At 68.5% G+C, this 26681-nt stretch carries 25 protein-coding genes; 11 read left to right on the forward strand and 14 right to left on the reverse strand.

The genetic code is table 11. The features are described from left to right. The 3 genes from OXQ95_RS05875 to OXQ95_RS05885 all read left to right on the forward strand — a co-directional run bounded on the left by OXQ95_RS05875 (position 1) and on the right by OXQ95_RS05885 (position 3770). Positions 1-1710: a hypothetical protein gene (locus OXQ95_RS05875; RefSeq protein WP_267380559.1), complete on the forward strand. Its 1710-nt coding sequence runs from the start codon at positions 1-3 to the stop codon at positions 1708-1710. A gap of 118 nt (positions 1711-1828) precedes the next feature. Then, the gene (locus OXQ95_RS05880) at positions 1829-2617 is read left to right on the forward strand and encodes an alpha/beta hydrolase (RefSeq protein ID WP_267380560.1); all 789 of its coding nucleotides are present in this window, start codon (positions 1829-1831) and stop codon (positions 2615-2617) included. Next, entirely contained in the window at positions 2610-3770 is a 1161-nt protein-coding gene (locus OXQ95_RS05885) for a HAMP domain-containing sensor histidine kinase (protein WP_267380561.1), read from the forward strand. Before OXQ95_RS05880 ends, OXQ95_RS05885 begins: the two co-directional genes overlap by 8 nt. A gap of 146 nt (positions 3771-3916) precedes the next feature. On the opposite strand, the gene OXQ95_RS05890 is transcribed toward OXQ95_RS05885, so the two are convergent. Then, on the reverse strand, positions 3917-5398 hold the full coding sequence (locus OXQ95_RS05890) for a trehalase family glycosidase (protein WP_267380562.1): 1482 nt from the start codon (positions 5396-5398) through the stop codon (positions 3917-3919). Further along, positions 5395-6657 (reverse strand): MFS transporter, encoded by a 1263-nt coding sequence (locus OXQ95_RS05895; RefSeq protein WP_267380563.1) that lies wholly within the window; start codon positions 6655-6657, stop codon positions 5395-5397. The genes OXQ95_RS05890 and OXQ95_RS05895 overlap by 4 nt, the downstream gene beginning before the upstream one ends. A gap of 223 nt (positions 6658-6880) precedes the next feature. Between OXQ95_RS05895 and OXQ95_RS05900 the strand changes: the two genes are divergently transcribed. Then, the gene (locus OXQ95_RS05900; protein WP_267380564.1) at positions 6881-9322 is read left to right on the forward strand and encodes a TonB-dependent receptor; all 2442 of its coding nucleotides are present in this window, start codon (positions 6881-6883) and stop codon (positions 9320-9322) included. 61 nt (positions 9323-9383) lie between these two features. On the opposite strand, the gene OXQ95_RS05905 is transcribed toward OXQ95_RS05900, so the two are convergent. The 3 genes from OXQ95_RS05905 to OXQ95_RS05915 form a co-directional block, all read right to left on the reverse strand. After that, positions 9384-11363 carry a hybrid sensor histidine kinase/response regulator gene (locus OXQ95_RS05905; protein ID WP_267380565.1) on the reverse strand — a complete coding sequence of 660 codons (1980 nt, stop codon included), beginning with the start codon at positions 11361-11363 and terminating at the stop codon, positions 9384-9386. Position 11364: 1 nt separating this feature from the next. Then, the gene (locus tag OXQ95_RS05910; RefSeq protein ID WP_267380566.1) at positions 11365-12876 is read right to left on the reverse strand and encodes an ATPase domain-containing protein; all 1512 of its coding nucleotides are present in this window, start codon (positions 12874-12876) and stop codon (positions 11365-11367) included. Positions 12877-12966: 90 nt separating this feature from the next. Continuing rightward, positions 12967-13389, reverse strand: coding sequence for a (deoxy)nucleoside triphosphate pyrophosphohydrolase (locus tag OXQ95_RS05915; protein ID WP_267380567.1), 423 nt, complete (start codon positions 13387-13389; stop codon positions 12967-12969). Between the two features lie 73 nt (positions 13390-13462). Here OXQ95_RS05915 and OXQ95_RS05920 point away from each other — a divergent pair, with 73 nt between their 5' ends. Together OXQ95_RS05920 and OXQ95_RS05925 are read left to right on the forward strand one after the other, a co-directional pair. Beyond that, on the forward strand, positions 13463-13630 hold the full coding sequence (locus OXQ95_RS05920) for a Flp family type IVb pilin (RefSeq protein WP_242095340.1): 168 nt from the start codon (positions 13463-13465) through the stop codon (positions 13628-13630). Positions 13631-13743: 113 nt separating this feature from the next. Then, complete coding sequence (locus tag OXQ95_RS05925; RefSeq protein ID WP_242095339.1) at positions 13744-13911, forward strand: Flp family type IVb pilin; 168 nt, start codon at positions 13744-13746, stop codon at positions 13909-13911. A gap of 96 nt (positions 13912-14007) precedes the next feature. Here OXQ95_RS05925 and OXQ95_RS05930 read toward each other — a convergent pair whose 3' ends face one another. The 4 genes from OXQ95_RS05930 to OXQ95_RS05945 are packed head-to-tail and all read right to left on the reverse strand — an operon-like array spanning position 14008 to position 17841. After that, entirely contained in the window at positions 14008-14955 is a 948-nt protein-coding gene (locus tag OXQ95_RS05930; protein WP_242095338.1) for an acetyl-CoA carboxylase carboxyltransferase subunit alpha, read from the reverse strand. Positions 14956-14965: 10 nt separating this feature from the next. After that, the gene (locus OXQ95_RS05935) at positions 14966-15892 is read right to left on the reverse strand and encodes a tyrosine recombinase (RefSeq protein WP_242095337.1); all 927 of its coding nucleotides are present in this window, start codon (positions 15890-15892) and stop codon (positions 14966-14968) included. 7 nt (positions 15893-15899) lie between these two features. Further along, positions 15900-17723, reverse strand: coding sequence for a hypothetical protein (locus tag OXQ95_RS05940; RefSeq protein ID WP_267380568.1), 1824 nt, complete (start codon positions 17721-17723; stop codon positions 15900-15902). Further along, positions 17707-17841, reverse strand: coding sequence for a hypothetical protein (locus tag OXQ95_RS05945; RefSeq protein WP_267380570.1), 135 nt, complete (start codon positions 17839-17841; stop codon positions 17707-17709). Before OXQ95_RS05945 ends, OXQ95_RS05940 begins: the two co-directional genes overlap by 17 nt. Before the next feature lie 75 nt (positions 17842-17916). On the opposite strand from OXQ95_RS05945, the gene OXQ95_RS05950 reads away from it, so the two are divergent. The 4 genes from OXQ95_RS05950 to OXQ95_RS05965 all read left to right on the forward strand — a co-directional run bounded on the left by OXQ95_RS05950 (position 17917) and on the right by OXQ95_RS05965 (position 20419). Continuing rightward, positions 17917-18489 carry a shikimate kinase gene (locus OXQ95_RS05950; protein WP_242095335.1) on the forward strand — a complete coding sequence of 191 codons (573 nt, stop codon included), beginning with the start codon at positions 17917-17919 and terminating at the stop codon, positions 18487-18489. Next, positions 18486-19586 (forward strand): 3-dehydroquinate synthase, encoded by a 1101-nt coding sequence (gene aroB, locus OXQ95_RS05955; RefSeq protein ID WP_267380572.1) that lies wholly within the window; start codon positions 18486-18488, stop codon positions 19584-19586. The genes OXQ95_RS05950 and aroB overlap by 4 nt, the downstream gene beginning before the upstream one ends. Next, entirely contained in the window at positions 19586-19726 is a 141-nt protein-coding gene (locus tag OXQ95_RS05960; RefSeq protein WP_267380574.1) for a DUF2256 domain-containing protein, read from the forward strand. The genes aroB and OXQ95_RS05960 overlap by 1 nt, the downstream gene beginning before the upstream one ends. Before the next feature lie 150 nt (positions 19727-19876). Beyond that, a complete protein-coding gene (locus OXQ95_RS05965) occupies positions 19877-20419 on the forward strand; it encodes a hypothetical protein (RefSeq protein WP_267380576.1) in 543 nt (180 codons plus the stop codon). A gap of 37 nt (positions 20420-20456) precedes the next feature. Here OXQ95_RS05965 and OXQ95_RS05970 read toward each other — a convergent pair whose 3' ends face one another. From OXQ95_RS05970 to radA, 5 genes are all read right to left on the reverse strand, one after another. Beyond that, positions 20457-20786, reverse strand: coding sequence for a DUF423 domain-containing protein (locus tag OXQ95_RS05970; protein ID WP_267380577.1), 330 nt, complete (start codon positions 20784-20786; stop codon positions 20457-20459). Next, a complete protein-coding gene (locus tag OXQ95_RS05975; RefSeq protein ID WP_267380578.1) occupies positions 20783-22534 on the reverse strand; it encodes a cation:proton antiporter in 1752 nt (583 codons plus the stop codon). Before OXQ95_RS05975 ends, OXQ95_RS05970 begins: the two co-directional genes overlap by 4 nt. Next, the gene (locus OXQ95_RS05980) at positions 22534-22962 is read right to left on the reverse strand and encodes an iron-sulfur cluster assembly scaffold protein (RefSeq protein WP_267380579.1); all 429 of its coding nucleotides are present in this window, start codon (positions 22960-22962) and stop codon (positions 22534-22536) included. The genes OXQ95_RS05975 and OXQ95_RS05980 overlap by 1 nt, the downstream gene beginning before the upstream one ends. Next, complete coding sequence (locus tag OXQ95_RS05985; protein ID WP_267380580.1) at positions 22959-23525, reverse strand: CvpA family protein; 567 nt, start codon at positions 23523-23525, stop codon at positions 22959-22961. Before OXQ95_RS05985 ends, OXQ95_RS05980 begins: the two co-directional genes overlap by 4 nt. Positions 23526-23931: 406 nt before the next feature. Then, positions 23932-25305: a DNA repair protein RadA gene (gene radA, locus OXQ95_RS05990; RefSeq protein ID WP_242095328.1), complete on the reverse strand. Its 1374-nt coding sequence runs from the start codon at positions 25303-25305 to the stop codon at positions 23932-23934. Between the two features lie 89 nt (positions 25306-25394). Here radA and OXQ95_RS05995 point away from each other — a divergent pair, with 89 nt between their 5' ends. After that, positions 25395-26549: a glycosyltransferase family 1 protein gene (locus OXQ95_RS05995; protein WP_267380581.1), complete on the forward strand. Its 1155-nt coding sequence runs from the start codon at positions 25395-25397 to the stop codon at positions 26547-26549. Positions 26550-26681 lie beyond the last annotated feature (132 nt).

Below are 26681 nucleotides of genomic sequence, written 5' to 3' on the forward strand. Positions count from 1 at the left end.
ATGTATCTGACCCATATCGATGGCGAAGGCGCCGCCGATCTGCTGACCGGCGTCCAGAAGGATCTGACCGATCTCGCCGCCGGGCTCGATGCCCGCTTCCTGCGTGCGGGCACGACGCTCGCCACCGCCGTGACGGCGATCGGCCGGGTGATCGACGCGCTCGACGATGTGACCAAGGCGCTCGACGAGCGGGCGGCGGGGGCCGCCGTGCGCGATCTGGGCGACGTGGCGGAACGGCTCGCCGCGCTGCCCATCGCCCAAGCGGAGCGCACGGCCGATCTGGCGACCGTGTCGGCGATGACCAAGTCGCTGCGCGAACAGGTGGTGGACATGCACCATGCGCTCCAGGTGCTGCGGATCTACGGCGTCAACATCAAGATCGCGGCATCGGGCGCGGATCAGTTCGTCGTCTTCGTCGACGGCATGACGCGGACGTTGGGCGTGGGGGAACAGGAACTCGACGCCTTCCAGCTCGTCCTGAAGGGGCTGACCGCCGCGGTCGCGGCCGCGCATCAGGCCGAACGGCTGCTCGCTGCGGAATGCGGCAAGGTGGCGCCCGACGTGCCGCGCAAGCTGGCCGGCGATGCGGCGGAACTGCACGCGCATCTCGAAACCGTCGCCGAAGCCGCACGGCGCGTCAGCGTGATCGCCCGCGACATTCAGGGCCGGGTGGCGACGATCCTGGGTGCGCTCCAGGTCGGCGACAGCACGCGCCAGCGGCTCGAACATGTCGTGGCCGCGCTCCAGATGCTCGATGCCCGGCCGGCAACTGGGGACGGCGCGGCCGAGCATGCGGTCGTCGCGCATGTCTATCGCATGCTCGACGCGCAACTCGCGGCGATCGCGACGGACTTCGATCGCGAGGCGAGCCTGCTGGTGGGCTCGCTCGGCGAGCTGGCGCCGGATACCGCGCGCCTGTTGTCGCTGATCGAAAACGGCAACGCCGACGAGGGGCGCAACTTCCTCCAGCGGCTGGAACACGGGATCGGCGATGTCGAGCGGCTGACGTCGCAGCTCCACGAGGCGGACCGGCGCTCGCACGTGATGGTGGGGGCGATCACCGAAGCCGTGGACGCGCTGGCTGCCCGGTCCGACCGGATCCGGCGCATCCGGCTCGACGTGCAGGACATCGCCATCAACACGCGCCTGATGTGTCGCCGGTTCGGCGATGTCGGCAAGGCCGTCGCCGTGATCGCGAGCGAGGTCGACGTCTATGCCAACCGGCTCGGCACCGCGCTGGACGGCGTGATGGGGCCGATCCACGAGCTGACCCAGGTGGGCGTGTCGATGAAAGCCGCCCAGGGCGGGCCGGAACGGATAGACGGCTCGCAAGCGCTGTCGGAGGCGTTGAGCACGATCGGGGATGGCTGCCGGCGCACCGAACGCGGGGTAAGCCGGGGCAGCGACGATGCGAACGAAGTGATCGCGATCATCGATCAGACGAGCGCCGAGCTTGCCGACGAACTGGCGCTGAGCGACGCCATCCGGCAGGCGGGTTCGTCGCTCGCCCTTGCGGCGGGCGACGACACGGCCCTGCCCGATCGCGCGGATGCGGTGCTGCGCGACCTGCTGCCGCGGATCGCCGACCTGTACACCATGGCGCAGGAGCGTGGCGTGCATGACGAGTTTCTGCTTGCGGGCATGTCGCCGGTCGGAAGCGTTTCGAGCGACGACGGCCTGTTCGACGAGGATGACGACGGCCTGTTCTGACGCTATGCCGGGGCCGCTCCTCCATCCTCGCGGATGAGACGATACGCCCCGCGAACGATCCCCTTTCCTCGCGAACCCGATCCTCGTAAGCGGCGCAGGCGCGTGAGAGGGCGACACCATGAATACGATCGCTCGAAACAATGTCACCATCGGCGGCGCGGGCGAGCGTGCCATGGTCTTCGCGCATGGCTTTGGTTGCGATCAGAACATGTGGCGGTTCGTCGAACCGGCGTTTCGCGGCAGCCATCGTACCGTGCTGTTCGACCATGTCGGTGCGGGTTCGTCGGATCTGTCGGCCTATGATGCCGCCAAATATGCCAGGCTCGACGGCTATGCTGAGGATGTCATCGAACTCGGGCAGACACTGGACTTGCGCGATGCCGTCTTCGTCGGCCACTCGGTCAGCGCGATGATCGGCGTGTTGGCGTCGGCCGCCCAGCCCAGGCTCTTCTCCGACCTCGTGCTCGTCAGTCCGTCGCCACGCTACATAGACGATGACGACTATGTCGGTGGCTTCGCGGCGGATGAGATCGACGAACTGCTCGACTATCTGGCCAACAATCACATGGGCTGGGCCGCCACGATGGCGCCGACGATAATGGGCAATGCCGATCGGCCCGAGTTGGCGCACGAGCTGGAAGCGAGCTTCTGCCGTACCGATCCGGCGCTGGCCGCGGCGTTCGCCCGCGTGACCTTCACGTCGGACAATCGATCCGATCTGGGCGGCGTCCGCGCGAGGACGCTGGTGCTGCAATGCCGGGATGACGCCATCGCGCCGGTTGCGGTCGGAGAGTTCGTTCAGCGGGCGATCCCGAACAGCAGGATGCAGTTGCTCGATGCCTCGGGCCACTGCCCGAACCTCAGCGCACCCGATCAGGTGATCGCCGCGATCCGCGCCTTTGTCTGAGACGGGCGATCCGCCGGTCCCGGCCCTGCCGGTCGAGGATTTCGCCGACCTCTACGACGATGCACCCTGCGGCTATCTGTCGATGCTGGACGATGGGCGCATCTTCAAGGTCAACGCGACGCTCGCGACCTGGACGGGGTTCAGCCACGCCGAGCTGGCCGGCAAGCGGCTGGCCGATCTGCTCACGGTCGGGACGCGCATCTTCTTCGAGACGCATGGCGCGCCGATGCTGCGCCTTCAGGGACGCATCGAGGAACTGGCGCTTGAGCTGAAGGCGAGAACCGGCGAACGCATCCCGGTTTTCGCGCACGGCGTCGAGCATGTGGGATCGAGCGGGCGTCCCCACTACCGGCTCGTGCTGGTCAAGGCCGGGCAGCGGCGTCGCTGGGAACACGAGCTTGTCGAGGCGCGCAGGGCGAGCGAGACCCTGCTCGCTGCCGCGGTCGATACCGCCGAACTGCGCGAGCAGTTCATCGCCGTTCTCGGACATGATTTGCGCAATCCCGTCGCGTCCATCGAGGCCGGCATGCGGCTGCTGAGGCGCCGGGAACGGCTTGGCCCGGACGGGTTTCGCGTGGTCGAGCTGGTGGAGGGCAGTGTCGCGCGCATGTCTGCGCTGATCGACGACGTACTCGACTTCGCGCGCGGCCGGCTGGGCGGCGGCGCCCCGCTCGACGTCAGACGGCAGGTCGCCATCGCCCCCTTGCTGGCGCAGGTGGCGGAGGAGCTGCGGCTCTCCTCGCCTCACCGCGTCATCGACGTGCGTTTCGGCACGATGCTGCCGGTGGACTGCGATCCGTCCCGGCTCGGACAGCTCGCATCCAACCTGCTCGGAAACGCGCTGACCCACGGCGCGAAGGACGCACCCGTCAGCCTGAGCGCGACCACCGCCGACAACGTGCTGACGATATCGGTGGCGAACGCCGGCACGGCCATTCCGCCGGACGCCATGGCGCGACTGTTCCAGCCGTTCGTGCGTGGCGAGGTGCGTGCCAGCCAGGAGGGGCTTGGACTGGGTCTCTACATCGCATCCGAGATCGCCAAGGCCCATGGCGGCGCGCTCGGCGTGACCTCGTCGGACGAAGAGACGCGGTTCACCTTCTCGATGCCACTCGCCTCGACCGCGAACGAAGACACCATGCCGCCGGCATAGATCGGCTCGTCATCGCTCGACGGCCGGCAAGACGGTGCGCGCCTTCAGCCCTTTGCCCTCGGTCCGGTGCTGCAACGTCGTGCGGAGGATAGGCAGCGACCGCCTTCGACGGAGATCCCGCGGGATCGCGCCCCGGCAGCGATCGGTCAGGGATCGAGAAACGCGAGCGTCACGCCGTTCGTCCAGCCGAAGCCGATTTCCGCCACATATTCCCCGCCGCTGCCGGGGCGTCCGCGTTCGACGTCGTATTTTTCCAGCAGGACGCCGCTTGCACGGTAGTTGCGCTCGACCATCGACGACCAGCGCTCGGCGATGGTCCGGGCGAGCGCGATATGGCCGTGACGGCGCAATCCCTGCGCCACGATCCATTGCAGCGGCGCCCAGCCGTTCGGCGCGTCCCATTGCTCGCCGGTCTCGTCGAGCGTCGTCACGATGCCGCCGTCGCGCAAAAGCTGCTCGATCGCGCGCACCGAGATCGCGCCCCGCTCCGCGTCGCTGACGGCCGTGAACAGGGGAAAGCCGCACGCGGCGGTGAGCTGGTTGGAGACCCGCGCCGCATCGATGTCGTAATCGGCGTAGAAACCGCCCGCGGCGTTCCAGAGATGAGCGTTGATCGCCGCCGCGCGCTTGGCCGCCCGGTCGGCGAACGCTGCGGCGTCGGCGGCATGGCCCAGCGCTTCGGCCTCGTCGGCGATCGCCTGCTCCAGCCCGTGCAGCAGGCAGTTCAGATCGATCGGGATCAGGCGCGTGGTTCGGATCGTCGCCAGCGTGCGACCATCGCCCAGCCAGCGCGAGCTGAAGTCCCAGCCGCTCTCCGCCGCGGCGCGAACGTCGCGCCATAGCGTCGCGCTGTCCCGGTCGGGGGCCTCCGCCGCCAGCGCCACGTCCTCACGCCAGGATTCGTCCCGCGGGGAAGGCTGATCGTCCCAATAGCGATTGAGGACCGCGCCGTCCGCCAGCCGCACGACGCGGCGATGCTCCTCGCCCGGCTGCAACCTCTCGGCCCCCGCCATCCAGAAGCGGTGCTCGGTCTGCATCCACTGGAGACGCTGGCGCCGTGCCGCCTCGCCTCGCGCGTTCGACAGGCCCGCAACCAGATAGAAGACCGGCGGGTGCGAACGGCCGAGATAATAGGTGCGCGTGCCGTTGGGGATGTGGCCGAACCGGTCGAGCAGGCTGCCGAAATTCGCGATCGCGTCCTCGATCGGCTGTGGGTTGCCGAGCCGTCGATGCGCGAGAAGCGTGAAATAGCTGTCCCAATAATAGAGCTCGCGGAAGCGACCGCCGGGAACCACGAACGGCCGCGGCATCGCGATCTCGGAGGATTGCGGCGCGGCCTGGGTCTGCGCGCGGGTGAGCACCGGCCAGAGATTGCGGATATGGTCGACCAGCGGCGCTTCGCCGCGCACGGCTTCGCGGTCGTCGGCGGGCAGTTCGAAATGGTGCGCGACGAAAGCGCGCAGCGCGTCGTCGTCGGCGGGTGGAGCCGCGTCCCATGCGCGCAGGATGTCCGCGAGCGGGCGTCGCGGCACGGCATCGGCGAACGACTTCGAATCGGCGAACAGCGCGCGTTCCTGAACGGCCGTGAAGATCGGACCGAACAGCGCGGCCGGGCCCGGCGGCGTCATGCGCCCACCGCCGCCGCGTCGCGCTGGCGTCGGCGCATGACCGGCAGGGTCGCGGCGATCACGCCGATCGGGACGAGCAGGAAATAGAAGGCGAGCGCGCCGGACAGGTGCTGGAAGAGCAGCCCGGTCAGAAACGATCCGATCGTGCCGCCGAGTGCGGAGAAGATCACGATCAGCCCGATCATCGCCGGGTGGTGCGCCTGTGGCAAGGCGCTGAGCGCGACCGAACACACGGTCGGATAGATCGGCGCCATGAACAGCCCCAGAAGCGGAAACAGGAACGCCGCGACCGGGGCGTCGGACCAGCCGATATCGGCACGCGGCACGACGCCGCGCGCGAGCGGCAGCGAGACGAGGATCAGCACCGCGATCGCGCCGAGACAGGCGAGCAGCACGAACAGCCACGACCGGCGCCGCAGCAGCCAGCCCGAAGCCAGCCGGCCGAGCGCGAGCGAGGCGAGGAAGATCGTCGACATCTGCACGCTCATCGCGGTCGGCAGATGCAGGACTTCGCGGTTGAAGGTCGGCAGCCAGCTTCCCACGCCCTGTTCGATCAGCACGTAGAAGAACAGCGCCACGAGCATGATCGTCGTGGCCGGCAGCATCGCCAGCGTCGCCATCTCGCGCCAGCCGGCCTGCGACGATGCGGCGCGGGCCGCCGGTTCGCCCAGCGACACCGTCGCCCACAGCAGTGCGCTGACGCCGCACAGCCCCGCGAGCAGCCAATAGACATGCAGCCACGCGCCACCACCGACGAACCAGGAGAAGATCCAGATGCCGGCCAGCACACCGACCATGAACGCGCCCTCCACGGTGTTGGTGATGCCGGCATGTTCCGCCGGATCGCGCGCCAATTGTCCGATCGTGGCATAGGTGGCGACCTTGACGATGCCGAAGCCCAGGCCGGTCATGACGAACAGGCCCTGCATGGCGGTGAAGCTGCCCAGCGTGGACACGATCAGGCACGTCGCCGCCATGAGCATCAGGACGCCGATGATGGCGCGCCGGAACCCGAACGCGGCGACGCGGGTCGCGAGGAAGAAGGAGGCCGCCACCACCGACAGATCCTTGCACGCCTCCAGACCCGAACCCATCACCTTGGTCGCGCCCAGATGCTCGATCGATTGCAGGATGACGACGCCGACGCTGTTCATGAGGATGCCGAGCGTCGCATAGCTCAGCGCCAGCGCGACGATCGTCCGCACGCGCATCGATGGATTCCGCCCGGACGGCTTGGGCTTCGCGCCGACGTAACTCATGGGGTCCCCGCCTGTTCGGATCGATCGTCCGTTCACCGCCTGTCTAACAGTTCTGAAACGCTTTTCAACGGCGTTGCGTCCGATCCCGTGCATGATGCTGCGGGTGCGCGTGGCGCAAGTGACCATCCGTACAAAGGCATGAAAAGAATATTGAAATGCGTTTCAAACGCATCTAACCCAAATCCGGCGAGGCAAGCGTGCCCGTTCGACAGGGAGAGGGTGGATGAAGGCCATGAATTTCACGCATGTGATCGCGGGGCTGCTTTGCGGCTCGGCGATGCTGTCCGTCCCGGCGGTCGCGCAGACCGCGCCTGCCGACGCTTCGTCTCAGGCGCCATCGGCCCAGGCCGCACAGCCGGATGCGACCCCCGACGACATCGTCGTGACCGGCACCCCCAATCGCGAGGGCCTGCGCAAGCTCGATGCGAGTTATTCGATCTCGACCGCCACCGCCGAGCAGATCCGCGAGGTCCAGCCCACGTCGACGGCGGATCTGCTCAAGATCGTGCCCGGCCTGTGGGTCGAGAGTTCGGGCGGCCAGGCCGGCGCGAACGTCTTCATCCGCGGCTTCCCGTCGACCGGCGACGCGCCCTTCCTGACGGTCGAGATGAACGGCTCTCCGATCATCCAGCCCTCGTCGCTGTCGTTCCTGGAGGACAGCTCGGTCTTTCGCCTGGACGACACGGTCGAGCGCGTGGAGGTGCTGCGCGGCGGCCCCAGCCCGATCTTCGCCAACGGCCAGCCCGGCGCCACCACCAACTTCATCCTGAAGACGGGCACGCAGGATCCGCAGCTCTCGTTGCGCACGACCTATGGCACCGAGGGGACGTACCGGCTGGATGCGGTCGCCCAAGGGCCGATCGACGCCAACACCACGTACATGCTCGGCGGTTTCTACCGCTATTCGGACGGTTTCCGTCACACCGGCTTCACGGGCGATCTCGGCGGTCAGGTGACGGGCAGCATCACGCATGATTTCGGCGCGGGCAAGCTCACGGTCTATGGCCGCTATCTCGGCGACAAGGACGCCTTCTACACGCCGATGCCGCTCGTCCAGAACGGCAGCGGCTTCCAGACCTTCGCCGGCTTCGACGCCCGCACCGACACGCTGGTCGGCCGCGAGATCGAGACCACGATGATCGAAACCGGGCCAGCCATCAACGGCGGCGCGACCCAGAAGAAGCAGGTCGATCTGTCGAACGGACGCGGCGCGCATCTCTACACCTTCGGCAGCACGTTCAACTATGATCTGGGCTTCGTACAAGTCCAGAACAACGTGAACTACACCAGGGGCACGGCCGATACGTCCGCGCTGTTCACCGGCAGCAACCCGCAGACCGTCGCGGCCTATCTCGCGGCCTCGGGCGGCGCGGGCACCGTGACCTATGCCGACAGCGGCGTGGCGCTGACGCCCGGCCAGCAGACCATCCAGGCGGGCATCTGGTCCGTCCAAAAGCATATCGAGAGCTTCACCGACGAACTGAAGATCTCCAAGCAGCTGTTCGCGGGCAACACGCTGACGCTCGGCGGCTATTATGCGCATGTGAACGATCATGACGTGTGGAATCTCGGCAACAACATCCTGCTGGCGCTCGAGCCGCAGGCGCGGGTGCTGAACGCGACGCTCGTCAACGGCACCCAGTTGACCCGCAACGGCTTCACCAGCGCGAACAGCTATGACGTCAACGCCTATTACCGCAGCGACAACGTCGCGGGCTATGTCAGCGACGAGTGGAAGATCGGGCAGTTGCGGCTCGACGGCGGCGTCCGCGTCGAGCACACCATTCTGACCGACCATTACGAGAACAGCTCCACCGGCGATCTCGATAACAATCCGCTGACCGCGTACAACAACGGCGCCACCTATCTGAACGGCACCTTCTCCGACGCGCGCTACACGAAGACGCAAGTGAGCTGGACGGCCGGCGCGGATTATGCGTTCGGAGACCATCTGAACGGTTTCGTGCGCGCCAACCATGGTGCGTTGCTTCCGCAGTTCGACGATCTTCGTGGCAATGCGACCGCGATCCAGAACATCAAGCCGCAGGTCGCGGACCAGTACGAAGCCGGCCTGAAGACGGCGACGCATCTGTACGACCTTTATCTTACCGGCTTCTACAATCGCTTCCACAATCTCGTGTTCCAGGACATCCGGATCATCAATGGCGTGGAGCAGAACGTCGTCCAGTTCGGCGGATCGCGCGCCTATGGCCTCGAATTCGAAGGCGCGGTGCGGCCGGTCGCGGGGGCCCAGCTCGCCGTGCGGGGCGTGGTGCAGAACGGCAAGTTCGTCGATTTCGGCACCAATTCGGGCAACGACGTCAACCGCCAACCCCGGTTCCAGATCGCGGCCATCCCGTCCTACACCTTCCGCACGGGCTGGGGTCAGGCGCGGTTGTTCGGCACCTTCACCCATATCGGCGACCGCTTCGCCGATCTGGAGAACCAGCAGCGGCTCGGCAGCTACAACACGGTCGATCTTGGCGGCTCGCTCGACATCAACGATCGCTTCTCGATCCAGGCCACCGGCGAGAACGTGACCAACACGCTCGCGCTGACCGAAGGCAATGTGCGGACCGTCGGGGCGGCCAATCAGAACGGCTATTTCCTGGGACGGCCGATCTTCGGCCGGCATGCCACGATCACCGCGGCCTACAAGTTCTGAGGCCGCCGACGGGAGATCGGCCAGCAACGGCGCGATGCCGTCGGCCGGTCTCCCGCCCGGATCATTCCACCACCCTCAGCCGCCGCCCATTGGCCGGACGCTGGCGAAGGAGCTCGTCCACCTTGTCGGCGAGGTCCACCTGGCGGAACGGCTTGCCGAGCCGGACGACGTCGTCGGGCACGTCCTCCCCGGTCGCGGCATAGCCCGTCACGAGCAAGGTGGGGATGCGCATGCCGATGGAGCGCAGCTCGCCGATCAGTTCGCCGCCCGTCATGCCCGGCATCAGATAATCGCTGACCAGCACGTCCGCCTCGATTCCGGATCGAAGCGCCGACAGCGCCTGGCTCGCCGAGCCCACCTCCACCACGACATAGCCGAGATCGCGCAACATATCCGCGGTGGCGGACCGGACGAGCTCCTCGTCGTCCACCAGCAGGATCCGGGCCGCCCGCCGCGCGGGTGCGGGGTCGCTCGCCTTGCGCGCGGCGTCGTTGGCCACCTCGTCGGTGGCGGGTAGCCAGAGTTCGACCGCGGTGCCCGCCCCGGGCTCGCTGCGCAGGTGGAGAATGCCGCCGGATTGCGCGGCGAGCCCATGGACCATCGACAGGCCGAGACCCGTCCCCTTGCCGACACCCTTGGTCGAGAAGAACGGCTCGGTCGCACGCGCCAGCGTCGCGCGGTCCATGCCGGTGCCGTTGTCCTCGGCGATCAGCCGGACATAGCGGCCGCCCTTCAGGTTCAGCGGATTGCGCTCGTCGACCGCGACCTCCGCCACCGACAGGAGAAGCCGTCCGCCGCCCGGCATGGCATCGCGGGCGTTGATCGCCAGGTTCAGCAGCGCCAGCTCGAGCTGGTTCGGATCGACCCGCGCCGACGGCAGGTGGCGCGGCACTTCGAGCACGACGGCGATCGTGGGGCCGAGCGAGCGCCGGACGAGATCGACGATCCCGTCGATCAGCGCACCGACATCCACCGCCCGCGGCTGGAGCGCCTGTTTGCGGGCGAAGGCGAGCAGCCGCTGCGTCAGCGTCGCGGCGCGTTCGGCCGCCTGCAGCGCGCCGCCCACCATCCGCTGCGTCTTCTCGTCGTCCTTGTGGCGACGGCGGAGCAGATCGAGGCTGCCCACGATGGGAGTCAGCAGATTGTTGAAATCATGCGCCACGCCGCCCGTGAGCTGGCCGATGGCGTCCATCTTCTGCGCCTGGGCGAGCTGGGCGTCGGCCTCTTTCTGGTCCGTCACGTCGGACACCACCCCCGCCATCCGCAGCGGCTCGCCGTCCGGATCATACCGGACGCGGCCCTTCGCCGCGATCCAGCGGCTGGTGCCGTCCGCCGCCAGGATCGCGCATTCCACGTCGAGCGCGCCAGACAGGAGCGCCTTGCCGAACGCCTCCTCGATACCCGGACGCTGCGCCGGATCGACATGGGCGAGGAACGTCTCGACGCTCCACTGCGCCACCGGCTTGGCATAGCCGAAGATCTCGTCGTGCCGCGGCGTCCGGCGTGCGTCCCCGGTGCGGAAGTCGATGTCCCAGCTGCCCATCCCGGCCGCGTCGAGCGCGATCTCGAGACTTTCGCGCGCGGCCGCCAGTTCGGCGGTGCGATCGAGCACCGCGCGCTCGAGCGTCTCGGCGGCATCGCGCACCTCATATTGCCGACGCCGTGCCTTCAGCGACGACAGGACCGCACCCAGCATCGCCTCGGCATGAAGGGGACGCTGCAACAGCACGACGTTGCCCAGCTCCGCGAGGCGCTTCGTGGCGGCCTCGGTACGCGGCGCCGCGGCGCCGTTGGCGAGCACGATGAAGGGAATGTCCGACCAGGTGGGTTGAGCCGCCACCCAGGCGGTGAGCGCGGCCGGATCGCCGATCGCGAGCGCCTCTTCGGTCAGCAGGATCATCCCCGCCCCCGCCTCAGCGGCCGCGATCAACTCCGCTTGATCCTTGCAGACCATCGCGGCCATACCGTGCCGCCCGAGCAGCTTGGCGGCGATGGCGGCGTCCCGCCCGCGCGGCGCCAGGATGAGGATGCGGTCTTCCATCTCAGCCATTCCCGGCGAACGATCCCGGCCGATGGCGCATCAGCGTCGTGCCCTCTCCCGAAAAGGTCGGAACGCCGGTCAGGATGCCTTGAAAATCCCGCAGCGCTTCCCCGACCTGCAGCCCTTCTTTGCCGATCTGAAACTCGCGGATCGTGCGCTCGTGCGGCGCGGTGCGCGTCTTGATGACCGAGATCGCCTGGCGCACCTCGCCCAAGGCCTCGAAGAAGCGGAGCTGCACCACGGTGTCGGAGAGATAGCTGAGATCCACGTCCTGCCGGACATCGCCGGTGACGCCGTGAAGCCCGAGGATCAGCATGCTGACCACCCCCTGCTGCCCCAGATAGGTGAGCATCTCGTGCATCTGGAGCACCAGAAACTGTTCGCTCGGCATCGATTGCAGATAGGCGTTGAGACTGTCGATCACGACCATCCGTACGCCGTCCTTCTCGACCGCGCTGCACACCGCGCCGGCGAATTCGCCGGGCGACATCTCGGCCGGATCGATCGCGCGGATCGTCAACTGGCCGCTGTCGATATGCGGCTGGAGATCGAGGCCAAGCGCCGCGCTTCGCTTCAACAGCGTCGGCAGGCGTTCGTCGAACAGGAAATACGCCGCCTTCGTGCCGCGTTTCAGCGCCGCCAGCATGCACTGGACCGCGGCGGTGGTCTTGCCGATGCCCGCAGGCCCGGTCAGCAGCGTGGCGGTTCCCGGAACCAGCCCGCCGCCCATCAGCAGGTCGAGCTGACCCGATCCCGTGGACACCGGATCGGCAAGCGAGCTGCCGTCATGGCGCGCCGCGACCAGCCGCGGATAGACCCGCAATCCGCCGCGCTCGATCTCGAAATCATGATAGCCGCCACGATAGCGCAGGCCGCGCATCTTCATGACATGCAGCCGTCGTCGCTGCGCCCCGAAGCCGGACAGCGTCTGTTCGAGCGACACCACCCCGTGTGCGATGCTGTGGAGCTGCAGGTCCCCGCCCGACGCGCTCTTGTCGTCGAGGATCAGCACGGTCACTTCACGTGTCGAGAAGAAATGCTTCAACGCCAGGATCTGCCGCCGGTAGCGGATCGCACTTTGCGCGAGCAGCCGCAGTTCGGACAGGCTGTCGATCACGATGCGCTTGGGCTTGGCGGCGTCCACCTTGTCCATGATGTCGCGCACCGTCTCGCCGAGTTCGACCTCGCTCGGGTGAAGCAGCGTCTGTTCCTGATCCTCGCCCAGCCCGTCGGCCGGCACCATCTCGAACAGTTCGATCGAATCCAGCGTCCACCCGTGCGTCGCGGCGACGGCGCGCAGCTCGATCTCGGTTTCGGCGAGCGTGATATAGAGGCCGGACTCGCCCGCGGCGGCACCGGCCAAGAGAAAGCCCAGGCCCAAAGTCGTCTTGCCCGTGCCCGGCGTGCCTTCCACCAGATACATGCGGTGGGGCGTGATGCCGCCGCCCAGGATCCGGTCCAGCCCCTCGATGCCGGTGGATGCCACCGGCGGGATATGTTCGTCAGCTCGCATGGGCATCTTCCGCATCGCGTGCCCGACACCAGGATCGTGCCGGGCCACCGATCATAGGGGCCCCTCCCCAGTTCGCAAAGTGCCGCGTTGTCAAAGCTGTGCGTCGAGCAGCCCGATCAGCGGGCGGTCGGCGGGGGGCATCGGCAGCGCGTGCATCTCGGCCGGGCGCACCCAGCGCAGCGCCGCCGCTTCCAGCGCGCGCGGGACGCCGGTCCATTTGCGCGTGACGAACAGCAGCAGCAGCAGGTGACGATCGCCGAGCGGCGCGCTGGCGAACGCCGCCGGCGCCAGGCACGCGCAGGGCACGGTGATCGCCAGTTCCTCCTCCAGCTCGCGGATCAGCGCCTGCTCGGGCGTTTCCCCGGCCTCGATCTTGCCGCCCGGGAATTCCCATAGACCAGCCAGCGACTTGCCCGCGGGGCGTTGCTGCAACAGCACGCGGCCGTCCGCATCCACCAGCGCGGCGGCGCAAACGGGCAGGATCAGCGGCGTGGCGACGGCGATGGAAGACATTCGTTAACCCCATGCCACTAACCCGGCTTTCATGAAACCGACGCGTCCATCCGTAAAGGCCGTGATTTGCACGGTGTCGCGCCTGGTACGCGATTCCCGCGCCGCGACGGCCATCGAATATGGCCTCATCGCCGCGCTGATCGTCGTCGGCGTGATCGCCGCGATCGGCGGCGTGGGCACCGTCACCAGCGGCATGTGGAACAACACCAGCGCGCGGGTGAGCGCCGTGACGCCGCGGTAAAAATACCCGCTGGATTTAAGCCTTTATCAACCGTCGAGGCCTAATTCTTTCGGTGCTGCTCCGGTTCACCGGTTCAGCCGGGTGACTGAAGCTTTCAAGACATGGAGACCGGTATGCAGATGATCCGCAAGGTTTTTGGTAACAAGAAGGGCGCGACCGCCATCGAATACGGCCTGATCGCCGCACTCATCGCGGTTGCCGCGATTGCCGCGATGCAGGGCCTGGGCAACAAGCTCCAGACGACCTTCAACAACGTTTCGTCGAACATGAAGGCCACGTAAGCCTTACCCGACGATCGAAAACGCGAGGGGGCGGCGGAACCTGGTTCCGCCGCCCCTTTTCGTCGTGCGTGCGCCTCTTCGTCGCGCGCGAAAGCGTTACAGCCGGCCCATCGCCAGAAACTTCTCGCGCCGGCCCTGCCGCAATTGCTGTGCGCTCTGACCGCTCAGTTCGCCGAGCGTCGCGCTCAGTGCCGCGCCGAGCGAGGCGATCGCCGCCGCCGGTGCGCGGTGCGCGCCGCCCAAGGGTTCGGGCACGATCGTGTCGATCACGCCGAACGCCTTCAGATCCTGGGCGGTGACGCGCATCGCCTCCGCCGCCTCGGGCGCCTTGTCCGCGGTACGCCACAGGATCGAGGCACAACCCTCCGGGCTGATGACCGAATAGACCGCGTGTTCGAACATCAGCACGCGGTTGCCCGCGGCGAGCGCCACCGCGCCACCCGATCCACCCTCGCCCACGATCGCCGCGACCACGGGAACGCCCGCGTTGAGGCACGCTTCGGTCGAGCGCGCGATCGCCTCGGCCTGGCCGCGCTCCTCGGCCTGGATGCCGGGAAACGCGCCCGAGGTATCGACGAGCGTCACGATCGGCAGCCCGAACCGGTCCGCCAGCGCCACCAGCCGGATCGCCTTGCGATAGCCCTCTGGCTTGCCCATGCCGAAATTGTGGCGAAGCCGGCTGGCGGTGTCGTCGCCCTTTTCATGGCCGATCACCATCAGCTTGCGCCCATCGAGCGTGGCGAAGCCACCGAGGATCGCCTGATCGTCGCCAAAGGCGCGGTCGCCCGCCAGCGGCACGAACTCGTCGAACAGCCCGGCGACATAATCCTTGAAATGCGGGCGCTCGGGATGCCGCGCCACCTGCGTCTTCTGCCACGGCGTCAGCCTGGCGAAGGTGTCCTTCAGCAGCTTGTCGGATTTCGCCTGGAGCCGCGCGATGTCGGCGGCGATATCCACGCTGCCGTCCGCCGCGGTATCGCGCAGTTCGTCGATCCGGCCCTGAAGCTCGGCGATCGGTTTCTCGAAGTCGAGGAAGCTTGCCATGACGGTTCGGTTAGGTCGGGCCGCGCGCGGCGTCAACGCGGGGGCCCATCTCGGCGAGCGGGTGCCGGGTGTTGACCAGCTCGACCAGCCGGCTCGCATCGACATGCGTGTAGATCTCGGTGGTCGCGATATCGGCATGGCCGAGCATCGTCTGCAGCGCGCGCAGATCCGCGCCGCCCGCCAGCAGATGCGTGGCAAAGGCATGGCGCAGCACGTGCGGGCTGATCCGATCGGGCGGGATCCCGGCGTCCGCGCCCAACGCCTTGACGATCTGGTGAAGCCGCACGCGCGACAGATGACCCTTGCCGGAGGGAAACAGCCAGGGATTGGCCGCGTCGCTCGCCTCGCGCCAGGCCGCCACCGCGGCGCGGGCGCGGTCCGAGATCGGCACCAGCCGTTCGCGCCCGCCCTTGCCGCGCACGATCAGGAACGGCTTGTCGGGATGCACCGCGCCGCGCGGCAGGCCGACGAGTTCGCTCGCGCGCAGGCCCGATCCGTAGAGCAGCTCGATCAGTGCGGCGAGCCGCAGGTCGTTCGGATCCGGAATCGCACGCGCCAGCCGAGCATCGATCGCGGTGAATAGCGAATCGACGTCGGCGCGGCTCAGCACCTTGGGCAAGGAACGCCCCGCACCCGGCCGCGGCAACGCGGCGCCGGGATCGTCCGCGCGCAACCCCTCGTCGGCCAGAAAGGCGTAGAAGCGCCGCAGCGCCGCCGATTTGCGCGCGACGGTGGCGGTGGCCAGCGCGCGCCATTCCTCCGCCACCCGCCCGAGCATCGCGGCATCCGCCTCGCCCAGCCGGCCGCCCAGCACCTCGGACGCGAGCATCAAGTCGCTGCGATAAGCGGCGATCGTGTTCGCCGCGGCGCCGGCCTCCGCCGCGAGCATCTCGAGAAAGCGGTCGACGAGCGCGCGGTCGCCGCCGCCTGCGCTCATCCGGCCATCAGACCCGTGCAATCGCCTCGGCCGCGATCATCCGCGCCTCGCCCTCCAGCCCGACGGCGCGCAGCGCGCCGACGATGCGATACAGCGCCTGGGGCGGCACGCCGCGCCAGTCGCCCGTCTGCATCCCGATCGCCGCCAGCAGCGCGACGGTGCCCGGCTGGCCGGCACGCGCGGCGCGATCGAGCGCCGCAGTCCAGGCGTTTTCCGCCCCGATCTTCACGTCGAGCGATTCGGCGGCGCGTTCCACATCCGCCGGCGCGACGCGCCCGAGCCCCGCCATGCCGGCGAAGAACATCCGCCGCTTCAGCACGGCATCGCCCTTGCCGGCATAGCCGTTCAAGTCGCGATAGCTCACCGTCCGCCCCTCGGGATCGGCCAGCGCGAGCATCGCCCAGGCATCGCTCCCTTGCGGCACATAGCCCTGCCAGCGCAGCGCGGTGCGATCGAGCCCGGCCGACAGCATCGCCGCGATCAGCGTCGCGGCATCCGCATCGTTGGCGGCGGGCATCACCAGCCCGGCCGCACGCGCGGTCAGCACCATCCGGGCATAAGGGATGCGGGCGTCCGCATTGCCCCATAATTGCCGGAGCGCGGCGGCGCGCGCGTCCGGGCTCGCGCCCGCATAGGCGGTCTGAAGATCCTGCGCGGTCGCATCCGCGGCGCTCGGCGAATCATTCGCTGCGTCCACCGCGCCATAAAGGTCGATCAGCGCCGCGCTCGACAGCACGCCCTGCGCCGCCGCCGCCTCCGCGGCCGCGATCCGGTCGTTCAGCGGCACGCCGGGCGACAGCGCGCGCCAATAGGTCACTTGCCGCCCCACCCCTGCATAGAGCGAATCGGGGATGGCGACGCCCGTGGCGGTGGCGAGGCCGAAGCGCCACGCGGTCAGCCGGTCGACGCCGTCCCATTCGATCGTCACCGCCTGGCGACCCTGGCCGCCGATGCCGAGCACCTTCTGCGCGAGCAACAGGTCCACGCCGCCCGCGACGTGGTGGCGCCGGGCCGCGGCGAACAGCGCGGTGCCGCGCGCCGACTGACCCGCAAGCCCGGCGCACATCGCCTGCGCCAGCGTCCAGCCGCCCTCATGGCCGATCCGTACGCCGGCATCGGCGAGCGGGCACAGGCCCGCGGGATCGCCGTTCGCCAGCTCGGCGTTCATCGCCACCTGCAGCAATTTGGGCGTATAATTTGCGTCGTCGACGCCCTGAACCACCGCGCGCGCCGCGACCGATTCGCCCATCCGCAGCAACAGCCATGCGCGTTCGGCGGCGAAATCGGCGCCGTTCACATGCGGCGGCGTCGCCACGCTGGAGACCAGCGCGCGCCGCAGCAGGATGGACATCCAGCGCGACGGCAGCGGCGCGGACAGCCGCCGCATCAGCATCTCGACCATGCGCCCGTCGGCCTCGCCGAACGTATCCGCGGCGAGCCCGCCCTCGGCCGGCCCCGCCGCCCCCACCAGCGCGAGCGAGCGCCGCGCGGAGGCGGGCAGCTCATATTCGGCGAGCACGCGCGCATCCGGCGGGGTCGGCGTCGGGGTGGGCGTCGGCGTCGCGCCGGGCGTGTCCACCGGCAGCGGCTGCACCGTCGCCGACACGGGCGACGCACCCGCTATAGGCGCAGCACCGCTCGGCCGCGGCGCGGGGCCTGCGGAACCGGGTGCGCGCGGCGCGGCCGCGGTCGCACGCGGGGCGGGCGCGGGCTCGCCGAAACCGGGCGGCAGGATCGATTCGGGGCGTTGCTGCCCGATCGCGGGATAAGCGGCGGCCGCGGCGAGCGCGAGGCCCAGGCCGCCGATCAGCGCCTTATTGGAGGTTCGCAAGCGCGACGGCCTTTTCCACATGCGTCTGCGGCCGCTCGGTCGTGCGCCCGGCCAGGAGGACCATCCCTCCGATCACGATGACGGCGAGGACGGCGATGGTCAGGACGAGGCGGGACATGGACGAACCTTACATGTTGCACGGACGCGCAAGCTTTTGGCGAACCCGCATGGTCGCTGTATAGCGCGAGGCTCGATGTTGCAAAGCCACGATCCCCAGGCGGCCAGCCCCGCCCCGCCCCCAGACGCTCCGCCGCCCGAAAAGGGCAAGCCGATCGTGCTCGTCGGCCTGATGGGCGTCGGCAAGACGACCGTCGGCCGCCGGCTCGCGGTGCGCCTGGGCCTCGCCTTCGTCGATGCCGATCACGAGATCGAGCGCGCCGCGGGCATGAGCGTGACCGAGATCTTCGAACGCTTCGGCGAAGCCTATTTCCGCGACGGCGAGCGGCGGGTGATCGCGCGGCTGATCGACGGCCGGCCCAAGGTGATCGCCACCGGCGGCGGCGCGTTTCTCCACCCCGAAACGCGCGCGCTGATCCTCGAACAGGCGACCGCGGTGTGGCTGAGCGCGCATCCCGATGTGCTGGCCGACCGCGTCGCGCGGCGTGACACGCGGCCGCTGCTGCGCGGGCGCGATCCGCGCGTGGTGCTGCGCGAACTCGCCCGCGTCCGCGATCCGGTCTATGCGCTGGCCCCCATCCATGTCGCCAGCCAGCGCACGCCGCACGAGGCGACCGTCGCCGCCATCATGAAAGCCATCGGCCGATGAAGACCGTTACCGTTTCGCTCGGCGAGCGCAGCTATCCGATCCATATCGAAACCGGGCTGCTGACGATCGCGGGCGACCTGCTCGCGCCGCTGCTCCAGGGCCGGCGCGTGGCGATCGTGACCGATTCGAACGTCCTGCCGCATCTGGCCACGCTCCAGGCGGCGCTCGCCGAAGAGGATATCGCCAGCGAGGCGATCGTGCTGGCGCCGGGCGAGGCCACCAAGAGCTGGAGCGTGCTGGAAACGCTGTGCGACCGGCTGCTCGAACTCGGGATCGAGCGCGGCGATCACGTGATCGCGCTTGGCGGCGGGGTCATCGGCGATCTGGTCGGCTTCGCCTGCGCGATCCTGAAGCGCGGTTGCCGCTTCGTGCAGATTCCGACCACCCTGCTGGCCCAGGTCGATTCGTCTGTCGGCGGCAAGACCGCGATCAACACGCGCGCGGGCAAGAACCTGATCGGTGCCTTCCACCAGCCGGTGATGGTGCTGATCGATCCCGCCGTGCTCGACACGCTGCCGCCCCGCGAATTGCGCGCGGGCTATGCCGAGGTCGTCAAATACGGCCTGATCGACGATGCGCCCTTTTTCGCCTGGTGCGAGGCGAACGGCGCGGCGCTGCTGGCGGGCGACGAGGATCTGCGCGAACGGGCGATCGCGCACAGCGTCGCGGCCAAGGCGCGGATCGTCGCCGCCGACGAGCACGAGACCAACGGCACGCGCGCGCTGCTCAACCTCGGCCACACCTTCGGCCATGCGCTGGAGGCGGAGGCCGGCTTCGACGGCACGCTGATTCATGGCGAGGGCGTCGCGGCGGGCTGCGCGCTCGCCTTCGCCTTTTCCGCCGCGCAGGGGCTTTGCCCGGACGCCGACGCGGCGCGGGTGGCGGCGCATATGCGCGAGGTGGGGCTGCCCGACGGCCTCGCCGCCACCGGCATCGCCGCGAGCGGCGCGCGGCTCGTCGATCACATGCGCCACGACAAGAAGATGGACGCCGGCACGCTGCCCTTCCTCCTCGCGCGCGGGATCGGCGGCACCGTCCTCGATCGCGGCGTCGATCTGGCCGATGTCGCGGCGTTCCTCGACGCCCAGCCACGCTGATGCCGAACGGCGTCGCCAAGGCCAACCTCCCGACCAAGACCTGCCCCGCCTGCGAACGCCCGTTCGCCTGGCGCAAGAAATGGGCGCGGGACTGGGAAAGCGTCGTCTATTGCTCGGATGCGTGCCGCCGGAAACGCTGAGTTCGAGAGCGGCGCCGTTTATGGTGCCGGTGTGTGACCGAGGCGACGCAAGGACCGCTTACGCCCAATTGCGGCCATTCCGCGTGGTCCTCAACAGCCCTATAAGCATCCATCGTTGCCGGCGTGGCAGTGCCAACGGAGGGGGAGCCTATGACAGACGGTGCGAAGAGACAGTTGCTTTCCGGCGAACAGATTGTCTGGGAGGGGAGGCCATATTCTGGACTTGTTCTTCGTCCGATTGAAGTCTTCTTGATCCCGTTCAGCCTTGTGTGGGGCGGATTCGCGCTGTTCTGGAATACGAGCGTTTGGACGACCAATGCGGACTTATCCTTTAAGCTGTTTGGCTTGCCTTTTTTGATTGCCGGCCTCTACGTGACAGTTGGTCGTTTCTTTGTGGATATTTATCTTAGAAAGAGAACAGCCTACTTCGTGACGAACAAGCGCGTCCTCATTGCAAGGGGAGCAAACGGATCAAGTGTGAAATCGCTCGACATCAATCGTCTACCCTCTTTGGAACTCCATGAGCGATCGGACGGATCGGGTACTATTCGGTTTGGAGCATCAGGAAGCTGGTTCAACGGCGCCAATAGCTTCGGTATGTGGCAGCCGACCTTTGATCCCACCCCCCAGTTTATTCGTGTTCCGCAGGTCCGGTCTTTGTACCAACTGATCCAAAAGCATACGGACGGCTAACCACCACCTCCAGCCATTGCCATATCGTCGCCGGCCCCTACCCCCGCGCGCGCCACGCCAGCCACAGCCAGCCGCCGATCAGCAAGGCGCCCCCGATCGGCGTCACCGCGCCAAGCCAGCGCGGCGCGCCGATCGCCATCAGGTACAAAGTCGTCGCAAAGACGAAGCCGCCGCCGACGAACAGCCACGCCGCCCCGCGCGCCTCCATCCGGATCGCGACCAGCGCGGCGACGGCGTGGATCAGTTGGTAATGGCCGCCGGTCTTCAGCCAGTCGGCCGCCGCCCCGCTCGCGCCATGCGCGCCGAACGCCCCCGCCGCGACCGCCATCGCGCCCGACAGCGCGGCGAGGATCATCAGCAGGTTCATGCGCGCGCATCCTTCATCTCGGCGGTCAGCGTCTCGATGCCCGCGCGCAGATCGCCGCTGTCGCTCTGCAACCGCAGCCGTTCGGCATCGGCCTTGCGATACTCCGCCTCGGTGCGGTCGATATCGTCGCCGTCCACCTCCAGCGCGTCGAGCGCCAGCCGCCCCATGCACACCGCCGATTCGAACACCTCGCGCACCGCGCCGGCGATCGGGGCACCCGCCATCCGCATCATGCTGCGCCGGTCATAGGCGCGCACGAACACTGCGGCATCGGGAAACGCCGCCTTCACCCCGGCCAGCATCTCGGCGTCGATCACGTCGCCGTCGATGCAGAACAGCAGCAGCGCCGCATCCGCCGCGCCCGCTTGGCGGAGCAGATCCATCCGCGTGCCATCGCCATAATAGACCTTCGCGCCGAACGTGCCCGCCGTCTCGATCATGTCGGTATCGGTGTCGATCAGCGTCACCGAAATGCGCTGAAGCTGGAGCATGCGCGACACCGTCTGCCCGAAGCGGCCATAGCCGATCACGATCGCGCTCGCGCCGTCGTTGCTCGGCGTGGCCAGCCCCGCGCCGTCCTTCACGGGCTCGGCACGGAAGCGGCGCGTCACGCCCATCAGGAACGGCGTCGTCGCCATCGACAGCGTGACCACCGCGCCGAACAGGCTGGCGGCCTGCGGTTCGATCAGCATCGCCGCCTGCGCCTGGGCGAACAGGACGAAGCCGAACTCGCCCCCCTGGCTCAGCAACAGCCCGAGCGCCAGCGCGCCGCGCCACGGCATCCGGAACGCCTTTCCGATCGCGAAGATGATGAGCGTCTTGGTGGCGATCAGCGCGAGCGCCATGCCGACGACGAAGAACGGCCGCTCGGCGATGGCGTGAAGATCGAGCATCATGCCGACCGCCAGGAAGAACAGCCCGAGCAGGATCGAGCGGAACGGGTCGACATCGGCCTCGAGCTCGTGGCGATAGGGGCTGTCGGCCAGCATCACGCCCGCGACGAACGCGCCGAGCGCGGTGGAAAGCCCCAGCGCCTCCATCACCGCCGCGCTCGCGATCACGGTGAACAGTCCGGCGAAGATGAACATCTCGCGCTCGCCGAGCACGCCGATCAGCGTGAACAGCGGCCGCAGCAGGAACCGCCCGGCCAGCACCAGCCCGGCGATCGCGCCCACCGTGTACAGGGCGAGCAGCCATCCCGGCGGCGCGCTGGCATCCGCCGGCGCGCGGCTGAGCGCGGCGACGATCGTGATGAGCGGCACGATCGAGAGATCCTGGAACAGCAGGATCGAAAACGCCCGTTCGCCGAACGGGGTGCGCAGCCGGCCCGCCGATTGCAGCATCGGCAGCACCTGCGCGGTGGACGACAGCGCCAGCGGCAAGCCGAGCGCGAGCGCGGCGGAGGGCGAGACATGCGCCAGGCCGAACACCACGCCCGCCACCGCCAGCCCGCATGCCACCACCTGAAGCAGTCCGACGCCCAGGATATCCTGCTTCATCGCCCATAAGCGAGAGGGCGAGAGTTCGAGCCCGACGAGGAACAGCAGCAGCGTGATGCCGAGTTCGGCGATCCCCATCTTCTGTTCGGCATCGCCGACCAGGCCCAGCACGTGCGGCCCGACGATCGCACCGGCGACCAGGAAGCCCAGCACCTGCCCGAGCCCCAGCCGGCGGAACAGCAGCACCGATCCGAGCGCGAAGCCCAGCAGGACCACACCGTCGCGCAACGTCGAGACGGTGTGCCCCATCAGCGCGGCCCCCGCGCGGCGTCGGCGGCGTCTGCGGCGGCTTCGAAGGCCAGCCGGATCGAGGGGTGGCGCGCGGTATAGTCCAGCGCGGGTTCGAACACGCCGAGCCCCGGCCAGACGGGCGCCTCGCCTTCGCGCGCCAGCCATGCGGTCAGCGCGTCGCGCGCCGCGGCGAGTTCCTCGGGCGTGCGGCCCAGGATGTTCGCGGCCAGCAGCGACGACGCGGCCTGGCCCAGCGCACAGGCGCGCACCAGCAGCCCCACCGCGCTCACGCGCCCCTCCGCATCCAGCGCGACGTCCACCGTCACCCGGCTGCCGCAGATCGGCGATCGCCGCTCCGCGGTGGCCATCGGTGCCGCCAGCCGTTCGTGATACGGGATCGTGGCGGCGAGCCGCAGGATCTCGGCATTGTAGAGCGGCGTGCTCATCGCGTCGGCTCGCTCATATTATCGGGATTGGCAGGCAATGGGCGCGCGCCGAAGACGGGGAGCCCGTGGCGGCGGCGATCGACGAAATCGGCGATACCCGCGCTCGTCGCGTTGAGCAGCGGATAGGTGCGCGACGCGGTCATCCAGAGCGGCCGCCGCGCCGCGCCGCCGCCGACCGTGTCGATCACCAGCGTGGCCAGCAGGAAGACGAGGCTGGCGAGGATCAGCCCCTTCAGCGCACCGAAGCCGAAGCCGAGCGCGCGATCGACCGGCCCCAGGATCGAGGTGCGCGTCCGCCGTCCGATCGCGCTCGCCACCAGACGACCGCCGATATAGCAGCCGCCGGCGATGATCGCGAAGGCGAGCACCGCCGCGCCCGACGGCGTGCCGACGACGTGCGTCAAGGCCAGAGCGAGGCTGATGTGGAACAGCTTCAGCGCGGCGACGATCGCGATCCACGCGAAGAGCGACAGCACCTCCGTCACGAACCCGCGCACCAGCCCCATGATCGCTGCCCCTGCGACCGCGATGAGCACGATGATGTCGAGGGCGGTGAGGTTCATGCCCGCTGGAATAGGGATGCGGACGGACAATCGCTAGTGTGCGCGTGGAAGGGGGCGGTCGGGGCGTCGGCGCGATTTCATCCTGTTCGTGTCGATGGGCGGGATCGTGCACGACGAATGGCGGGTCTCTATAAGTACCCTCGCCCAACTGGGCCCCGGCCTTCGCCGGGGAACAGGTTCGGAATGGGAAGCTGACGGGCGCCGGAGCGATCCTCACCCCGTTTCTCCCTTGTTCCCCGGCGAAGGCCGGGGCCCAGTTGGGAGACGATCATGATGGCCGCTAACTTTTCCGATCAGGCCGCCATTGAACACCATTAGGAAGAATGGGCTCACGCACAGCGTGAACCCGCCCCCTTCGTGCCGCCATGCGGACCGGGCGGATGGCACAGTCGCCGTACGCCCCCACTCACCCCCGCCCGAGCATATGATCGACGAAGCTCGCCAGCGTGCGAAACCCCGTCAGCGTCAGGTCCGCCTTGCCGCTGGCCACCGCCGCGGGCACCAGCGCGCGTTCGAAGCCGAGCTTGGCCGCCTCCTTCATCCGCAACGGCCCATGCGCCACCGGCCGGATCTCGCCCGACAGCGCGACTTCGCCGAACGCCACCGAATCGATCGGCACCGGCCGCTCGCTCAACGCCGAGATCAACGCCGCCGCCACCGCCAGATCGGCGGCGGGATCCTGCACGCGGTAGCCGCCCGCGATGTTCAGATACACTTCGCACGCCGAAAAGCTCAGCCCGCACCGCGCCTCCAGCACCGCGAGGATCATGGCGAGGCGCCCCGAATCCCAGCCGACCACCGCGCGCCTGGGCGTCGCCCCGCTTGCGAGGCGCACCGTCAGCGCCTGGATCTCGACCAGCACCGGGCGCGTGCCCTCCAGCGCGGGAAACACCGTCATCCCCGTCACGCTCTCGTCGCGGTGCGTGAGGAACAGCGACGAGGGGTTGGCGACCTCGGTCAGCCCCTCGGTCGCCATCGCGAAGACGCCGATCTCGTCCGTCCCGCCGAACCGGTTCTTGATCGCGCGCAGGATGCGATATTGGTGGCTGCGCTCGCCCTCGAAGCTGAGAACGGTGTCGACCATATGCTCGAGCACGCGGGGCCCCGCGATGCTGCCGTCCTTGGTCACATGCCCCACCAGCACGACGGCGGTGCCACGCTCCTTGGCGAAGCGGATCAGCTCCTGCGCCGAGGCGCGCACCTGGCTGACCGTGCCGGGCGCGCCCTCGATCAGGTCCGAATGCATCGTCTGGATCGAATCGATCACCAGCAATGCGGGCGGCTGGCCCTGCGACAGCGTCGTCAAGATATCGCGCGTCGATGTGGCCGCGGCGAGCTGCACCGGGGCGCTGCCGAGCCCCAGCCGCCGCGCGCGCAACCGCACCTGATCCGCCGCCTCCTCGCCCGAGACATAGGCCACGCGCAGGCCCGACAGCGCCATTTTCGCCGCCGCCTGCAACAACAGGGTCGATTTGCCGATGCCGGGATCGCCGCCGATCAGCGTGGCGGACGCCTCGACGAAGCCGCCGCCCAGCGCCCGATCGAGTTCGGCGATCCCGGTCGCCATCCGATCGGGCAGCGCGATGTCCGCATCCAGCCCGACGAGCTGGATCGCCCGGCCCCCGGTCTGAAGATTGTGCTTGGCGTGGAAGGGCGTGGCGGCGGTGTTCGCCTCCTCCACCATCGTGTTCCATTCGGCGCAATCGCCGCATTGCCCCGCCCAGCGCGACGCGACCGAACCGCACGCCTGGCACACATACCGTTTCTGGGGCTTCGCCATGACGCCATTGTAGGAGAACGATTGGGGAACATCAATCCCGGTCGGGCGGGGGGATGGCGTTTGCCGGCCCTCCCCGCTAACGCGCCGCGATGCAGCCGACCGATCTCCGCGTGGCCCTGTTCAGCGGCAACTACAATTACGTGCGGGACGGCGCGAACCAGGCGCAGAACCTGCTCGTCGGCTATCTGCTGTCGCGCGGGGTGAACGTCCGCGTCTATTCGCCGACCACGAACAAGCCCGCCTTCGCACCGACGGGCGATCTGGTGAAGGTGCCGGGCTTCTCCTTCCCCGGCCGCGGCGAATACAAGCTCGGCCGCTATTTCCCCAAGGAGACCCGCGCCGATCTGGAGGCGTTCGCGCCCAACATCATCCATGTCTCGGCGCCCGAATTCCTGGGGCACGGCGCGCTCACCTATGCGCGCACGCACGGCATCGCCTCGATCGCCTCGGTCCACACCCGCTTCGAGACGTATTTTCGCTATTATCATATCGGCCCGCTCAACATCGGCTTCGTCGAGCCGGCGATCCTGTGGATCCTGAAACGATTCTACGGCCGTGCGGATCGCCTGCTGGTGCCGACCCCTTCGGTCACCGCGCTGATCCGCGAATGGGGCGTGACGACGCCCGCCGATCTGTGGCCGCGCGGTGTCGATCACGATCGCTTCAATCCGCAGGCGCGCAGCCTCGAATGGCGGCGCTCGCTGGGCATCGCCGATCACGAGATCGCGATCGGCTTTCTCGGGCGGCTGGTGCTGGAAAAGGGGCTCGACGTCTTCGCCGACGTGACGACCGCGCTGCGCGCGCGCGGCATCGCGCACCGCGTGCTGGTGATCGGCGAAGGGCCGGCGCGCGATTGGTTCGCCGAGCGCGTGCCCGACGCCGCCTTCGCCGGCTTCCAGCGCGGCGACGATCTGGGCCGTGCGGTCGCCTCGATGGACATCCTGTTCAACCCCAGCATCACCGAGACCTGGGGCCAGGTAACGTCCGAGGCGATGGCGGCGGGCGTGCCGGTGGTGGCCGCGCGCGCGACGGGCGCGGTCGATCTGGTCGAGGACGGCGTCACCGGCTTCCTCGTGCCGCCGCGCGACACCGAAGCCTATGCCGAAGCGATCGGCCGGATCATCGCCGAACCCGCGCTGCGCCGGGCGATGGGCGAAGCCGGCCATGCCCGCGCCGCCGGCTTTCGGTGGGACAGCGCCAACCAGAAGGTGCTCGATGCGTACATGACGCTGCTCGGCGGGTAGAGTTGAACTTGATCTTGCTCCGTTCGCCCTGAGCTTGTCGAAGGGCCTGTACCGACTGCGAAGGCAGGCCTGCGGAGAGCGTGCTTCGACAAGCTCAGCACGAACGGATTTGATAATCCAATCAGGCCGCTG

Source organism: Sphingomonas sp. GC_Shp_6, from assembly GCF_026540835.1.
Classification (GTDB): Bacteria; Pseudomonadota; Alphaproteobacteria; order Sphingomonadales; family Sphingomonadaceae; genus Sphingomonas.